Here is a 15,111-nt window from a genome sequence, read left to right on the forward strand (position 1 = left end):
GACTCCGAGATCGGGTTTCGGTGGCCCTCGTCAAACTCCCGCCGCCGAGACGAGCTCCCGGATCTCGAGTGCCGCGTCCAGCATCTGACGTGTGTTCCGCCACCAGTCCTGCAAGTGCAGGTCGAGGATCAACTCATCTGCGCCCGCGCTTGCGACGGAAACGATGTCATCCAGAATCTGCGCGAGTGTGCCCGCAAAGCCGCTCCGATCGTCGCCGGACGGAGTCTCGGAGAACGTGACGTTCCCGACCACGATCATTTCCATCGTGGACGGGTCGCGCCCTGCGGCGGCCGCCGATTGGCGGATCAAGTCCCACGCCGAACGAAGCCCCTGAGCACCCGCAACGCCAGGGGTCGGGAAGAGTGGCATCCACCCGTCGGCGCGCCGCGCGATCCGCTCCAGCACACGTGCATTGGGACCTACGGCGGCGGTGGTATCGACATTGCCGGCCAAGATGACGGGGATCGGTGAAGCCGGTTTCGGCAGAACGTAGGCGTTGTCGATGAGTGTGTGGGGCCCGCGGTAGTTCACGGGATCCGGACCCCAGGCCGCGCCGAAGACGTCGAGGGTCTCGTCGAGTAGTCGGCCGCGATCGGACTTCGCCACGCCGACCGCCTCGAACTCATCTATCGCCCAGCCCGTGCCCAACCCCGCGACCGCACGCCCACCGCTGATCTGGTCGAGGGTCGCGAATCTCTTCGCGAGTTGGAGAGGCTGATGAAGACCGGCCACCATCACGCTGGTGCCCAGTCGGACTCGTTCGGTCACCACTGCTGCGGCCGCGAGGACGGTCAACGGGTCGGCCGCTTGCCGATACGCGGACGGCCACGGGGCGCCCGGAGTGAAGGAATCGCGCGGCGCCACCGGAAACAACAGTCTCTCCCAGGCCCAGATGCTGTCGAATCCGGCACGTTCGGCTGTGCGGGCCACCTCCGTGATGTCGTGCCGCAGATCAGTGCCCATCCGCTGGGGCAGTCGAAGTCCAAGTCTCATGGGTCAAGAGTGAACCGTTGCTGACACTGGTACCAGGAGTCGATTTATCCTAGTATTCGCACCACTTGGATCGTATTCCCTGGCTGTGTTCTTATGGATAATGTGGATGCATTTCGTGATGTCAGCGCTCGCCGCGGCGAGCTCGGCGCCTTCCTGAAGAGCCGACGCGCACGTATCACGCCCGAGCAGGTTGGCCTGCCCACCGGAGGACGCCGCCGGACGCCAGGACTGCGGCGCGAGGAGATTGCGCAACTGGCCGGCGTCGGAGTGACTTGGTACACCTGGCTCGAACAGGGTCGCGACATCAATGCATCCGAGCAAGTGCTTGCAGCGATTTCGCGAACGCTACGGCTCGATCCGCACGAGCACGCGCACCTGTTCACGCTGGCGGGCGTCACAGATCCGTTGAGTGAGACGGAATGCAATGCCGTTACGCCTTCGATGAAGGCGATGATGGCCAAGCTCGACCCATTTCCGGTGAGCGTGCGCAATGCGCGTTGCGACGTCCTTGCTTATAACCGGGGCTACTGCTGGCTCCTGGGCGACATGGACGCTCTTCCGTTCGAAGAGCGCAATCTTCTCGTCCAGAGTCTGCTGAACCCCGAGTGGCGAGCGCGCATTGTGGGTTGGGAGGAGCATGTTCCCCGTATCGTGGCGGGCTTCCGTGCGGCGTGGGCGGAGCACGTCAGTGAGCCCTCGTGGAAATCCTTGGTGAAGCGACTGACCGCGGAGTCGCCCATGTTCGAGCAGCTGTGGAATCGGTGCGACGTGACCCGCGAGCCCGTGAGGACTCGGCGCTTCGTGCACCCGAGTGCGGGGCCGCTGACCTTCGATGTGACCCACCTGAACGCTGGACTTCATTCGGAGATCACGATGTCCACATTCACACCCGCGGACGAGGACACGGCCGCGAAGCTGCCGATCCTCGCGCAGTTATCCAGCGATTCTACCGAAGCTGACTCGTCGCCCGGCGAGTCGGCCTCGACCGCACGGTCATGACGTAACCGGCGCCGCCGCTCAGCCCGAAGTGCATTCATCCGTGGCGGTACGGTCACAGAAGCGTGCGTGGGTTCCGGCCAGATGGGTACCCGGTTGTCGAGGTGGTGATCGGCATGAGCTCTCATGATGCGCTCCGGCGGTGGGTTGCGGAGCAGATGGGTGTCGACGTCGAGATCGCCGATCCGGCGCTCTCGGCCTACCTGGACGAGGTGACGGCGGTGGCGGAGGCGGGGTATGTACGGTCACTCCTCGCCCTCGCGAGTTACCACCCGCTCGTCGGTTGAGTGGCCGCCAATTCCTTGGGCGATGGCGCACTAGGGGCGCGGTTGTCGGAGTGTTTCTCGGTCGTGGACGGCGAGACGGATCGGGCGGTCGCTACCCTCGTGTGATGGCGGCGATCCCGGATTCGACAGTGGGTACGAACACAGCAGTGACCGGCCTCGAGAGCACCTTCGCCGATGAGCTGGGTGCCCTGACGGTGCCGTGGCAGGGTGCGCACGTGCCGGAACCGAGGTTGCTCGTGCTCAACGAGCAACTCGCGGAGTTGCTGCGGCTGGATGTGGCGGCACTGCGCAGCGACGACGGGGTCGGGATCCTGTCCGGATCGATGGCGCCGGCTGGGGCCAAGCCGGTGGCGATGGCGTACTCGGGTCATCAGTTCGGTGGGTACGCACCGTTGCTCGGGGATGGTCGTGCGTTGCTCCTCGGCGAGCTGGTGAACGGTGATGGTCGGCGAGTGGATCTGCATCTCAAGGGTTCGGGGCGCACGCCGTTCTCTCGGGGCGGTGACGGGTTCGCAATTGTCGGGCCGATGTTGCGCGAGTATCTGGTCAGCGAGGCGATGCATGCCCTCGGCATCCCGACCACCCGTGCGCTGTCGGTGGTCGCGACGGGCCGGCAGGTTCTCCGGGAGGGCGCCGAGCCCGGTGCCGTGCTCGCCCGGGTCGCGGCCAGTCACCTGCGGGTGGGTACCTTCGAATTCGCGGTCCGGCAGGGTGAGGTCTTGGCGCCGCTCGCCGACTACGCGATTGCCCGCCACTACCCCGAGCTCACCGACCTCCCGGCGACGGGAAAGAGCTCTCGCTATGCGGCATTCTTCGAGGCGGTGGTCGAGGCGCAGGCGTCACTGGTGGCGAGGTGGATGCTCACCGGGTTTGTGCACGGCGTGATGAACACCGACAACACGACCATTTCGGGGGAGACTATCGACTACGGTCCGTGTGCGTTCCTCGACGCGTACGACCCGGCTGCGGTGTTCAGTTCGATCGACCGCAGCGGACGTTATGCGTTCGGCAATCAGCCCGCGGTCTTGAAGTGGAACCTGGCGCGTTTGGCGGAGACGCTGCTGACGCTCATCGATTCCACGCCGGACGACGCGATTGCCGCGGTATCGGCAGTCCTCGATACTTTCGACGCGCGGTACGAGGGCCACTTCGCTGCAGGTATGGCAGCCAAGCTCGGCGTGGCGGGCGAGATCGTCGATCGCACGCTGATCGACGATCTGCTGACGCTGATGGCCGAACACGGCGCCGACTGGACCGGCAGCTTCCGCGCTCTCGCGGACGAACTCCGCGGAAATCCGGTGCCCCTCGACGGTCTCGTACCGCGCGAGCAGATCGGGCCGTGGTTACAGCGCTGGCGCGGCGCCGTGGCGCAGCAGGGGCGCGCGGCGGCGCAGATCGCGGACGCGATGGACCGCATCAACCCGTTGTACATTCCGCGCAATCATCAGCTCGATGCTGCGTTGCGCGCCGCGACCGACGGTGAGCTCGCTCCGTTCGAGAAGTTGCTGGAGGTTGTCACTCACCCGTTCGACCGCCGCGACGAGTGGTCCGACTACGCGACGCCTGCACCGCGGCTGTTCAATGAGACATTCCAAACCTTCTGCGGCACTTGATATCCAATTGAGCGGTCGTCGACGCGAGGCTTACTCGTATCGAGTGCATTGTCGTGCCGGCTATTGATTGCCGGAAACGAGGAGTTCGGCCAGTGCGGGGCAGGGATTGTGCGCACTGCCCGCCGCGGAGTGGCTGCTCCGAATACTGTCTTCGCGGTGGATGATGGGCCGTGGGGCGGTGGCAGGGTGAACTGAGAGTGGTCTGCCGTTACTGTGTGTGTTCAACGGTTGTCGGCGAATGGGGAAAGCAAGATGGCAGTATCACCGAAGAGTTCTGAAGTTTTGACGAAGACGGCGACGAAGGAAATTCGTGAATGGGCGGTCGCGGAGGGTCGCGAAATATCCTCTCGCGGCAGAATTTCGGCGGACATAAAGCAAGCCTTCTACGACGCTCAGGCAAAGAATGAGAAGGCAAAGACGATCCAGGAAAAGCCGGCTCGGACGAAGAACGTAGCCGCGAAGAAGGCTGCCGTGAAGAAGGCTGCCGTGAAGAAGGCTGCCGTGAAGAAGGCTGCCGTGAAGAAGGCTGCCGTGAAGAAGGCTGCCGTGAAGAAGGCTCCCGCGGTTACGGCGACTGTGCAGAAGATCACGGCGACGAAGCCCGTCGCGGATAGAACTGCGGCGACGAGGGGTCCCTCGAAGAGCGCAGCGGCGAGCAAGGCTTCGGCAAAGAAGACGACCAAGGACATTCGTGAGTGGGCGCTGGGCGAGGGTCTCGCTGTGTCGGCCCGCGGCCGGATCTCGGCGGAGGTAGTGCAAGCCTTCCATGACGCTCAGGCCGTGAAGGTGCAGGCAAAGACGGCGCCGGTGAAGAAGGCATCCGCGAAGGTGGCAGCCGTCAAATCGGCTCCGACGAAGAAGACTGCTCCGGCGAAGAAGACGGCAGCGGCGACCAAGGCCCCGGCGACCAAGGGCCCGGTGACCAAGGGCCCGGTGAAGAAGGGCGCGGTGAAGAAGGCGCCCGTGACGAAGGCAACGGCGCCGACGCCCGCGGCGGAGAAGACTGCGACGGAGAAGGCTGCGGCGAAGAGGGCCCCGTCGAAGAGGGCGGCGGCCACGGCTCCGGTGCGGAAGTCGACGAAGGAGATTCGTGAGTGGGCGCTGGGCGAGGGTCTCGCTGTGTCGGCCCGCGGCCGGATCTCGGCGGAGTTGGTGCAAGCCTTCCATGACGCGCACGCCGTGAAGGTAGAGGCAAAGACGGCGCCGGTGAAGAAGAAGGCAGCGGCGAAGCCGGCCGCGGAGAAGACTGTCGCGAAATCGGCTCCGGTGGCAAAGACGACAGCGGTGAAGAAGGCCCCGGCGAAGAAGGCCCCCGTGAAGAAGGCAGCGGCGAAGCCGGCCGCGGAGAAGACTGCGGCGACGAGGGCTCCGTCGAGGAGAGCGGCGGCGACCACGGCTCCGGTGCGGAAGTCGACGAAGGAGATTCGTGAATGGGCGCTGGGGGAGGGCCGTGTCGTGTCGTCCCGCGGCCGGATCTCGGCGGAGATCGAGCAGGCTTTCGATGACGCCCAAGCAAAGGTGTCCGCCGCCTAAGGAGCAACACTCCCCGAAGGAGTCGGCAGATGAGCCACCGTCGTCGTCATCGACGGCGACGGTGGTGGTGCGGCGAACGGTGAATGCCGGCGTCGGGGTGCCTAGCACGGCGGCCAACTTCCCTCCCCGTGACCGCCTGCGGGGAGAATTCATCTCGCTGTCAGGGCCGACGGTCGGAAACTGATATCAGCCGGCGCGGGAGGTCCCGCGCTGCGGCCCAGGCGGCGATGTCGGTCTTCGTCGACGGCGGGGCAGGTCGGGGCCGAACCGGCCCCCAGTTAGACGGTGCCGGCCTGCGCGCCGTCGGCGCCGGCCTGCCGTGCGGGCGTTGCGGCGCGGGCCTCTCCGATTGCGGAGATGGCATCGGTGAGCTGACTTTTGAAGTCGGCCATGGTGATCACCGACAGGATCTGGAAGTATTGCGCCGCATCGTATTTCAGCTCAGGATGCCGTCTCGGGGATTCGGGCCGTCATCGTCGACTGCAGGCGTCGATGGCGGTGGGGTGTAACCGCGGGTGTGGACGAGATCGCGGGTGAGCTGGGTGAAGGCTCGGGCGGCGGCGCTGCGGTAGGCGCCGCGTCGATGGAGGAGGGTGACCGTGCGGGTGGGCAGGGGCGGATCGAGGGGAATCGGGAGGAGATGGGGGTGATCGTGGGTGATCGCGTCGGGCAGGACTGTGGCCACGGTGGTGCGCTGGACGATCTCGGTGAGCGCTTGAATGGAGTTGGCCTCGAACGTGGTTCGGGGGGTTATGCGGTGTTCGGCGAAATAGGCGTCGATATGGCCGCGGGTGGCGAAGTCGCCACTGAGCAGTGCTAGTTGGCGGTCCTGCAGTTCCTGCACCGGGAGGGGTTCGGGCGTCGTCGGGGTGGGCGGGACGCTGGTGACGAGGCTGAGGGTTTCGGTGAAGAGAGCGGTGGCGGTGATGCCGGGGAGGTGGGAGCCCGCGAAGGCGATACCGAGGTCCAGGTCGTCGGCGAGGAGGGCTGCTTCGATGCGGTCCTGGGGCGATTCGGCGAGGGTCAGGCCGATACCGGGATGGCTGGCGTGGAGTTCCGCGAGCAGCGGGCCGACGAGGTAGGCGGTGAAGGTCGGGGTGATGCCCAGGCGTAGGTGGCCGCGGGAGAGGTCGTGGACGTCGTGGACCGCCCGCTCGGCGGCGGTCAGGTCGCGCAGTGCGCGCCGGGCGTGGTCGGTGTAGACGGAGCCGGCGTCGGTGAGCCGGACCGTGCGGCCGGTCCGGTCGAGCAGCTGCACGCCCACGATTTGCTCGAGTTGCTTGATCTGCTGGGAGAGCGTGGGCTGGGAGACGTGGAGGTCTTCGGCAGCGCGGGTGAAGTTGCCGTGCTCGGCGACGGCCAGCAGGTAGCGCAGGTGACGCAGTTCGGGAAGGGCCATGAACCCGACTATAGATGAGACCAATCATTTCGATGGATAGTAAGTCTTGGACACTATAGAACCAGGTCATGCACGATGGTTTTCGCCAGCCCATTCCGGGCCGATCACCACCGAAAGGGAGTGACCCATTGCAAACTCTCACCGACGGCGTCGCCCGTTTCCAGATGGACGTCTTCCCGGCGAAGGCGGAGCTCTTCGCTCACCTGGCCACCCATCACACACCGCACACCTTGTTCATCGGCTGCTCCGACGCCCGCGTCGTCCCCGAGATGATCACCGGCACCGAGCCAGGTGACCTGTTCGTCATCCGCACCGCCGGCAATCTGGTGCCCGCTTACACTCCCGAGGCCGACGGGGTGGCCGCGAGCATCGAGTACGCCGTCGCCGCGCTGGGTGTGACCGACATCGTCGTCTGCGGTCACTCCGCCTGCGGTGCGATGACCGCGCTGGCCCAGGGACACGACCTGAGCGCCGCACCCGCGGTGGCCGCATGGCTACGGCACGCGGACGCTTCCCGGGCCCGCACCGCCGCGACCGCCACCGGCGACGTCGGCGCCCTGGTGCGCCAGAACGTGCACGCGCAGCTGTCAAACCTGTGCACTCATCCCTCCGTCGCCCGCGCCCTGGCCGAGCGGACACTCACCCTCCACGGTTGGGTCTTCGACATCGCCACCGGCCGGGTCGACGAACTGTCCGCCACCGGCTCCGCGCTCACCGCCTGAGCTGTTACCACCCACCTCCACGAAAAGGACGAAGTACCGATCATGATCCAGGCCCAGTTCGACCCCACCGCCCGCCAGGCCCTCGCCACCGCCGCTGTCGATGCCAAGGCCCGCAGGGACCTTTCCTGGCAGCAGATCTCGGACGCCTCCGGACTGTCGGTGGCGTTCACCACCGCCGCCGTCCTCGGCCAGCACCCGCTGCCGGAGGAGTCCGCGAAGTCCGTCGCTGCGCTGCTCGGTCTCGACGAGGACGCGGCCCTGCTGCTCCAGTCCGTCCCGACCCGCGGCTCGATCCCCGGCGGCATCCCAACCGACCCGACCGTCTACCGCTTCTACGAGATGCTGCAGGTCTACGGCACCACCCTCAAGGCGCTGGTGCACGAGCAGTTCGGGGACGGCATCATCTCCGCGATCAACTTCACCCTCGACGTGAAGAAGGTCGCCGACCCCGAGGGCGGAGAGCGCGCCGTCATCACCCTGAACGGCAAGTACCTGCCGACCAAGCCGTTCTGACCCGTATCCACCCACCTCCGGAGGACTTCCATGGACTTCGTCCAGCACACCATCGACATCGCCCGCCAGAACGTCACCGAAGGCGGTCGCCCGTTCGCGACCGTCATCGTCAAGGACGGCAAGATCGTCGCCGAGAGTCCGAACAAGGTCGCGCAGACCGGCGACCCCACCGCCCACGCCGAGATCCTCGCCATCCGTGAGGCCTGCACGAAGCTGGGCACCGAGCACCTGACCGGCACCACCATCTACGTCCTCGCCCACCCCTGCCCGATGTGCCTGGGCGCGCTCTACTACTGCTCCCCGGACGAGGTCGTCTTCCTCACCACCCGCGACGCCTACGAGCCCTACTACGTCGACGACCGCAAGTACTTCGAACTCGCCACCTTCTACGACGAGTTCGCCAAGCCCTACCAGGATCGCCGCCTGCCCATGCGCTACGAGCCGCGCGAGGACGCCGTCGACGTCTACCGGTTCTGGAAGGACACCTCGGCATGACCCCGAATTCCGCCGAGGCGAGGGTGGTATCGCCGATCCCTGGGTAGCCGGCGGCGACACCCCTAACGTGGAGCCATGGAACTTGGACTGCACATTGCCGACTTCACCTTTCCGGGCGGCCCGTCGACCCTCGCACACGACTTGGGCCGCATCGCCGTCACCGCCGAGGATGCGGGCTTCACCAAGCTCAGCGTCATGGATCATCTCTGGCAGATAGAACCGGTGGGACCGATCGACACCGAGATGCTCGAGGCCTACACCACCCTCGGTTACCTCGCCGCCGTCACGACCAAAGTGGACCTGCTGGCCTGGGTCACCGCCACCGTCTACCGCGAACCGGGGCTGTTGGCCAAGGCCGTGACCACGCTCGACGTGCTGTCGAAGGGGCGGGCGTATCTGGGCATCGGGGCCGCCTGGAACGAGGACGAGAGTGTGGGGCTCGGGCTCGATTTCCCGCCGACGGCCGAACGCTTCGAACGACTGGAGGAGACACTGCGGATCTGTCTGCAGATGTGGAGCGAGGACGACGGGCCGTTCGAGGGAACGCACTACCGGCTCGGCCGCACGATGAATGTGCCGCAGCCGCTGCGTCGCCCACACCCGCCGATTCTGATCGGCGGTGGGGGCGAGAAGAAGACGCTTCGGCTGGTCGCGCAGTACGCGCAGGCCTGCAACCTGTTCGGAGGACCGGAGGTCGCGCACAAGCTGGCGGTGTTGAAGAGCCACTGCGAGGCGCTGGGAACCGACTACGACGCCATCGAGAAGACCGTGATGTTCCCCCTCGACCCGGGTGCGGACGGAGCGAACGTGGACCACCTGCTGGGTCAGCTCGAGGGCTTGTCGAAGCTGGGGGTCACGCACGTTCACGGATGGGTGCCGCAGGTTGCGTCGATCACCCCGATCGAGATCTTGGGTGAGCGCGTGGTTCCGGCAATCGCGGACTGGTGATCCGAGCAGCGCTGACGGGATCGAAGGTGGCGGCGAGTTCGTGGATGCGTTTGGCGCGCGCCAGTTTCGGCAAATCGCTGCCGTCGGCGACGTGTTCGCCGTCGGCGCCGAGGCGGTCGAGGATGTGGTCGGCCCAGTCGAGGTCGTCGTCGCTCGGACTCAACCCGGTGTTGACGACGGCGGTGTCGCGGTCGAGCATGCACAGCATGCCGGTCATGCCCATGATCCGCGTGGTGGCCAGCGCGCGGGACAGATCGGGTTCCCCGGTCAGGCAGGGGCCGTCGACGGGTCCGGCGATGCCGGCGGCGCGGCTGGCGACGACGAGACGCCCGCGAGCATAGGCGAGGGCTGCGGGGTCGGCGGCCGCGAGCGTGTCGCGGCGGAAGTCGCCGGTGCCGAAGGCGAGCCGGATGGTCCCGGCCGCCGAGGCGATCTCGAAAGCGCGCTCGATGCCGAGGGCGGACTCGACGAGCGCGACTATCGGGATGCCCGGCAGCGTGGCCGCGGCCCACTCGATGTGGGCGGCGGATTCGGTCTTGGCGAGCATCACCCCGAGCAGACCCGGAACTCCGCGGAGGGCGAGCAGGTCGGCGTCCCCCTCGGCGGTGGTTGCCGGGCTGATGCGCACCCACGCCTGGTGGTCGGTGAGGAAGGCGCGGACCGCGTCACGGGCGGCCGGTTTGCCGGACGGGATGACGCCGTCCTCGAGGTCGAGGATGACGGCGTCGGCCGGGCAGGTGGTCGCGGCCGCGAAGGCGTCCGGGCGGGCGCCGGACACCAGCAGCCAGGATCGGGCGTGCTCGGCCGGAATCGCCGTGGACGTCTGAATCGCCTGCATCGCTTCTCGTTTCGGAGTCAGGGTGGGTAGGGAGCGGTGGCGGACGCCGGATCAGCCGAAACCGACCGGCGCCCGCCACCCTGCAATTTGGTGCGATCGCACCCGGTGTCAGCGGAACGCGACGTACTTCGCCTCGAGGTATTCCTCGATGCCTTCGCTGCCGCTCTCACGGCCGAGTCCGGATTCCTTCACACCACCGAACGGGGCCGCGACGTCGGAGATGATGCCGCGGTTCACCCCGACCATCCCGGCCTCGAGGGCGCTCGAGACCCGCAGCGCGCGTTCGAGTCCCTCGGTGTAGATGTAGGCGGCCAAACCGTATTCGGTGTCGTTGGCGGCGGCGATGCCGTCTTCTTCGCCGTCGAATCCGATGATCGCGGCGACGGGGCCGAAGACCTCCTCCTTCAGGATGCGGGCGTGCGGCGCAACCTCGGTCAGCACGGTGGGCTCGTAGAAGTAGCCTTCGCCCGCTCCCACGGATCCGCCGGTGGTGACCACGGCGCCCTTCCCGACCGCGTCGTCGACCAGATCGGCGACGCTCGCGCGTTGCTTCTCGCTGACCAGCGGTCCGACCTGAGTGCCGTCGAGGTCGCCGGGGCCGACCTTCAGCGCGCGCATGCGGGCGGTGAGCTTCTCGCTGAACTCGGCGAGGACGGCGTTGTCGACGTGAATGCGGTTGGCGGCCGTGCACGCCTCGCCACCGTTACGCATCTTCGCGGCCATCGCGCCTTCCACGGCGGCGTCGATGTCGGCGTCGTCGAAGACCACGAACGGGGCGTTGCCGCCGAGTTCCATCGACGTCCGCAGCACCCGGTCGGCGGCCTGCTTGAGCAGTATCTTGCCGACGCCGGTCGATCCGGTGAAGGTCACCTTCCGCAGACGCTGATCCGCGAACAGGGGAGTGGTCAGCGCGGCGGAGTTCGACGTCGGCAGCACCGACAGCACGCCTTCGGGCAGTCCGGCGTCGCGGAAGACCTCGGCCAGCAGCAGCATGGTCAGTGGGGTTTCCGCGGCGGGCTTGACGACGATGGTGCAGCCGGCGGCAAACGCGGGCGCGATCTTGCGGGTGCCCATCGCCAGCGGGAAGTTCCACGGGGTGATCGCCAGGGTGGGTCCGACCGGTTCCTTGGTGACCAGGATCCGCCCGTTCCCGGACGGAGACTGGGTGTAGCGGCCGTTGATCCGGACCGCTTCCTCGGAGAACCAGCGGAGGAACTCACCACCGTAGGTGACCTCGCCGTAGCTTTCCGCGAGGGGTTTGCCCATTTCGAGGGTCATCAGCAACGCGAATTCGTCGCGGCGTTCGTTGAGCAATTCCCATGCGCGGTGGAGGATGTCGGCGCGGGCACGCGGCGACGTCGCGGCCCAACCTGGTTGGGCGGCGGCAGCGGCGTCGAGGGCGGCGCGGCCGTCACCGGGTTGCGCGTCGGCGATGTCGATCAGGGCCTTGCCGTCTGCGGGGTTGTGGACGGTGAGGGTGTGGCCGCCCGTCGCCGGGACCTGCGTGCCGCCGATCCACAGATCGGTGGGCAGCGACGCCAGCAGCGTCTGGGTGTCGATCATGCAATTCCTCCTGGGGGTGAGTTGTGGGACGTCGAAACAAGCTGTGCAACAGGCTGTATGCGGTCGGGGTGGGTGTAGAGGTTCATGGTGGTGCCGCGGAGGAAGCCGATGAGGGTCAGTCCGGTGTCGTGGGCGAGGTCGATCGCCAGGGAGGAGGGGGCGGAGACGGCGGCGAGGATGGGGATGCCGGCCATCACCGCCTTCTGCGCCAACTCGAACGACGCCCGCCCGGAGACGAGCAGGACGGTGCCGCGCAGCGGGATGCGGCCCTGTTCGACGGCCCACCCGATGAGTTTGTCGACGGCGTTGTGCCGGCCGACGTCCTCCTTGATGGTGAGCAGTTCCCCGGTGCGGGTGAACAGGCCCGCCGCGTGCAACCCGCCGGTGGTGTCGAACACCTTCTGCGCCGCCCGCAACCGGTCCGGCAGTTCCGCGATCGTCGCGGCCGGCACCCGCACCGTGTCCGCGGCCGGCGAATACCGGGTGCGTTGCCGGATCGCATCCAGGGAGGCTTTGCCGCAGACCCCGCAGGAGGAGGTGGTGTAGAAATTGCGCTGAATGCCGGTGTCGGGCAGGAACACCCCCGCCGCCAGGTCGACGTCGAGGACGTTGTAGGTGTTCACCCCATTGTCGTCGACACTGTTGCAGTACCGGATCGACGCGATGTCGCCGCGGTCGGTGATGATGCCCTCGGTGAGCAGGAACCCCTGCGCCAATTCCACATCCGAGCCGGGGGTGCGCATCGTCACCGCCAACGGGGTCCCGTTCACCCGGATCTCCAGGGGTTCCTCCACCACCACGGTGTCCGGGCGGGTGGTGTGCCTCGTGTCGGTGATCCGGGTGACCGGGGTCCGGGTCGTCACCCGCCCCATCACGGCCGCCGTTTTTCGAGGCGGATCGTGACCGCCTTCGACACCGGGGTGTTCGACTTGGCCGCGACGTGATCGAGGGGGATCAGCGGGTTCGTCTCCGGATAGTAGGCGGCCACATTCCCCTGCGGTGTCGGATACGGCACCAACCGGAAATCCTCCGCCCGCCGTTCCTCCACGGTGCCGTCGCCGGTCTGCCATTCGGAGACCAGATCCACCCGATCCCCCGCCGCATACCCGAACGCGGCGATGTCGAGTTCGTTGACGAACAGGACGCGGCGTCCGCCCTTGACGCCGCGGTAGCGGTCGTCGAGACCGTAGATGGTGGTGTTGTACTGATCATGGCTGCGCATGGTCTGCAAAATCAGTTTCCCGGCCGGCACGGGAACCCACGACAGGTCGTTGACGACGAAATTCGCCTTCCCCGTCCCGGTGACGAAGCGGCGCTCGTCGCGGGGTGGGTGCGGCAACCCGAACCCGTCCGGGGCCCGGACCTTGGTGTTGAAGTCCTCGAACCCGGGGATCACCCGCGCAATCGAATCCCGGATCCGGTCGTAATCGACCGAGAACTGCGCCCAGGGCACCGCATGGTCCGGCCCGAACAACGCCTGCCCGATCCCGCAGACGATGGCGACCTCACTGCGCAGGTGCGTACTGGCCGGGGGGAGGCTGCCCCGGGACAGGTGCACCATCGACATCGAATCCTCCACGCTGACCTGCTGCTTTTTCCCGTTCTGCACATCCTTGTCGGTCCGCCCGAGCGAGGGCAGGATCAGCGCGGTCCGCCCGGTCACCAGGTGGGACCGGTTCAGCTTCGTCGACACCTGCACCGTCAACGCACAGTTACGCAGCGCGGCCTCGGTGGTGTCGGTGTCCGGGGTGGCGGAGACGAAGTTGCCGCCCATCCCCACGAACACCGACGCCGTCCCGTCCCGCATCGCCCGGATCGAATCCACCGCGTCCAGCCCGTGCTTCCGGGGGGACCGGATCCCGAACTCGGTGTCCAACGCGGCCAGGAACGCTTCGGGCATCTTCTCCCAGATCCCCATCGTCCGGTCACCCTGGACGTTGGAGTGCCCACGCACCGGGCACACCCCGGCCCCGGGTGTGCCGATCATCCCCCGCATCAGCAACAGGGCGACCGCATCCTGAATGGTCGCGACCCCGTGGGTCTGCTGGGTCAACCCCATCGCCCAGCAGATGATCGTCTTGTCCGAGGAGATCAACGCCCGCGCGGTGTCCTCGATCTGGGCCCGGGTCAAACCGGTCGCGGTGATGACGGTGTCCAGGTCCACCGTGGTCCGGATGTGGGCGGCCCACTCCGCGAACCCGGCGCACGAGGATTCCAAAAATGCGTGGTCGAGGACGGTGCCCGGTGCGGCGTCCTCGGCGTCGAGGAGCAGCTTCGCCAGCCCCTGGAACAGGGCCTGGTCGCCGCCGATCCGGATCTGCAGGAACTCGTCCGCGATCTGTACGCCGTCGCCGACGACGCCGTGCACCTTCTGCGGGTCCTTGAACCGCAACAACCCGGCCTCCGGCAGCGGGTTGATCGCGATCACCCTCGCCCCGTTGGCCTTCGCCTTTTCCAGGGTGGAGAGCATCCGGGGGTGGTTGGTGCCCGGGTTCTGGCCGGCGATCAGGATCAAATCGGCGTTCTCGATGTCCGGGACCGACACCGAGCCCTTCCCGATCCCGATCGTTTCCGTCAACGCACTGCCGGAGGATTCGTGGCACATGTTCGAACAGTCCGGCAGGTTGTTGGTCCCGAACGCCCGGATCATCAGCTGGTACACGAACGCGGCCTCATTGCTGGTGCGGCCGGAGGTGTAGAACACCGCCTCGTCCGGCGACGCCAACGCCCGCAGTTCCCCGGCGATCATCGCGAACGCGGCGTCCCACCCGATCGGCTCGTAATGGGTGGCCCCGGGCAGCAGCACCATCGGATGCGTCAACCGGCCCTGCTGCCCGAGCCAGAACTCGGTACGCCCCAACAACTCGGCCACCGAATGCTCCGCGAAGAACTCCGGCGTCACGGTGCGGGTGGTGGCCTCCTCCGCGACCGCCTTCGCCCCGTTCTCGCAGAACTCCGCATGCTTGCGGTGCCCCGGGGTCTCCGGCCACGCACACCCCGGGCAGTCGAACCCGTCCCGCTGATTCAACCGGAACAGCGTGCGGGCCGTGCGCACCGGACCCATCTGCTCGAGCCCACGCTTGAGCGACACCAACACCGCAGGAACACCTGCCGCATAGGACTTCTCGTGCGTGACAACGACCTCGTCCTCGTCGATGTCAGGCATGGGTGCGGGCATGGAGGTGCTCCTGGGGGTAGTGATGCTGGGTCG

General features: G+C 67.0%; 14 protein-coding genes. 8 read left to right on the forward strand and 6 right to left on the reverse strand.

The annotated features are described in order from the left end of the window. Nucleotides 1–30: 30 nt before the first annotated feature. A complete protein-coding gene (locus tag ACFTWF_RS38880; RefSeq protein ID WP_378466400.1) occupies nt 31–993 on the reverse strand; it encodes an LLM class F420-dependent oxidoreductase in 963 nt (320 codons plus the stop codon). 102 nt (nt 994–1,095) lie between these two features. On the opposite strand from ACFTWF_RS38880, the gene ACFTWF_RS38885 reads away from it, so the two are divergent. The 4 genes from ACFTWF_RS38885 to ACFTWF_RS38900 all read left to right on the forward strand — a co-directional run bounded on the left by ACFTWF_RS38885 (nt 1,096) and on the right by ACFTWF_RS38900 (nt 5,422). After that, a complete protein-coding gene (locus ACFTWF_RS38885) occupies nt 1,096–1,992 on the forward strand; it encodes a helix-turn-helix transcriptional regulator (RefSeq protein WP_378466401.1) in 897 nt (298 codons plus the stop codon). A 113-nt stretch (nt 1,993–2,105) separates the two neighbouring features. Continuing rightward, nucleotides 2,106–2,276 (forward strand): hypothetical protein, encoded by a 171-nt coding sequence (locus ACFTWF_RS38890; RefSeq protein ID WP_378466402.1) that lies wholly within the window; start codon nt 2,106–2,108, stop codon nt 2,274–2,276. Between the two features lie 104 nt (nt 2,277–2,380). Then, on the forward strand, nt 2,381–3,889 hold the full coding sequence (locus ACFTWF_RS38895; RefSeq protein ID WP_378466403.1) for a YdiU family protein: 1,509 nt from the start codon (nt 2,381–2,383) through the stop codon (nt 3,887–3,889). A 252-nt stretch (nt 3,890–4,141) separates the two neighbouring features. Continuing rightward, nucleotides 4,142–5,422, forward strand: coding sequence for a histone-like nucleoid-structuring protein Lsr2 (locus tag ACFTWF_RS38900; RefSeq protein ID WP_378466404.1), 1,281 nt, complete (start codon nt 4,142–4,144; stop codon nt 5,420–5,422). A gap of 436 nt (nt 5,423–5,858) precedes the next feature. On the opposite strand, the gene cynR is transcribed toward ACFTWF_RS38900, so the two are convergent. Then, a complete protein-coding gene (gene cynR / locus ACFTWF_RS38905; RefSeq protein ID WP_378466405.1) occupies nt 5,859–6,821 on the reverse strand; it encodes a transcriptional regulator CynR in 963 nt (320 codons plus the stop codon). Nucleotides 6,822–6,949: 128 nt separating this feature from the next. Between cynR and ACFTWF_RS38910 the strand changes: the two genes are divergently transcribed. The 4 genes from ACFTWF_RS38910 (at nt 6,950) to ACFTWF_RS38925 (ending at nt 9,499) form a co-directional block, all read left to right on the forward strand. Next, nucleotides 6,950–7,543: a carbonic anhydrase gene (locus ACFTWF_RS38910; protein ID WP_378466406.1), complete on the forward strand. Its 594-nt coding sequence runs from the start codon at nt 6,950–6,952 to the stop codon at nt 7,541–7,543. Between the two features lie 42 nt (nt 7,544–7,585). Further along, on the forward strand, nt 7,586–8,056 hold the full coding sequence (gene cynS, locus ACFTWF_RS38915; RefSeq protein ID WP_378466407.1) for a cyanase: 471 nt from the start codon (nt 7,586–7,588) through the stop codon (nt 8,054–8,056). Nucleotides 8,057–8,086: 30 nt separating this feature from the next. After that, the gene (locus ACFTWF_RS38920) at nt 8,087–8,551 is read left to right on the forward strand and encodes a nucleoside deaminase (RefSeq protein WP_378466408.1); all 465 of its coding nucleotides are present in this window, start codon (nt 8,087–8,089) and stop codon (nt 8,549–8,551) included. A 75-nt stretch (nt 8,552–8,626) separates the two neighbouring features. Then, nucleotides 8,627–9,499 carry an LLM class F420-dependent oxidoreductase gene (locus tag ACFTWF_RS38925; protein WP_378466409.1) on the forward strand — a complete coding sequence of 291 codons (873 nt, stop codon included), beginning with the start codon at nt 8,627–8,629 and terminating at the stop codon, nt 9,497–9,499. Here ACFTWF_RS38925 and ACFTWF_RS38930 read toward each other — a convergent pair. The 4 genes from ACFTWF_RS38930 to ACFTWF_RS38945 form a co-directional block, all read right to left on the reverse strand. Then, nucleotides 9,444–10,337, reverse strand: a complete 894-nt coding sequence (locus ACFTWF_RS38930) for an HpcH/HpaI aldolase/citrate lyase family protein (protein ID WP_378466410.1) — start codon at nt 10,335–10,337, stop codon at nt 9,444–9,446. The two genes, ACFTWF_RS38925 and ACFTWF_RS38930, sit on opposite strands and share 56 nt — an antisense overlap. Nucleotides 10,338–10,445: 108 nt before the next feature. Next, nucleotides 10,446–11,900: an NAD-dependent succinate-semialdehyde dehydrogenase gene (locus ACFTWF_RS38935; protein ID WP_378466411.1), complete on the reverse strand. Its 1,455-nt coding sequence runs from the start codon at nt 11,898–11,900 to the stop codon at nt 10,446–10,448. Beyond that, nucleotides 11,897–12,772, reverse strand: coding sequence for a formate dehydrogenase accessory sulfurtransferase FdhD (gene fdhD, locus ACFTWF_RS38940; protein WP_378466412.1), 876 nt, complete (start codon nt 12,770–12,772; stop codon nt 11,897–11,899). The genes ACFTWF_RS38935 and fdhD overlap by 4 nt, the downstream gene beginning before the upstream one ends. Then, entirely contained in the window at nt 12,772–15,078 is a 2,307-nt protein-coding gene (locus ACFTWF_RS38945) for an FdhF/YdeP family oxidoreductase (protein ID WP_378466413.1), read from the reverse strand. The genes fdhD and ACFTWF_RS38945 overlap by 1 nt, the downstream gene beginning before the upstream one ends. Between the last annotated feature and the right edge of the window lie 33 nt (nt 15,079–15,111).

The organism is Rhodococcus sp. NPDC056960, from assembly GCF_042674125.1.
GTDB lineage: Bacteria > Actinomycetota > Actinomycetes > Mycobacteriales > Mycobacteriaceae > Rhodococcus_F.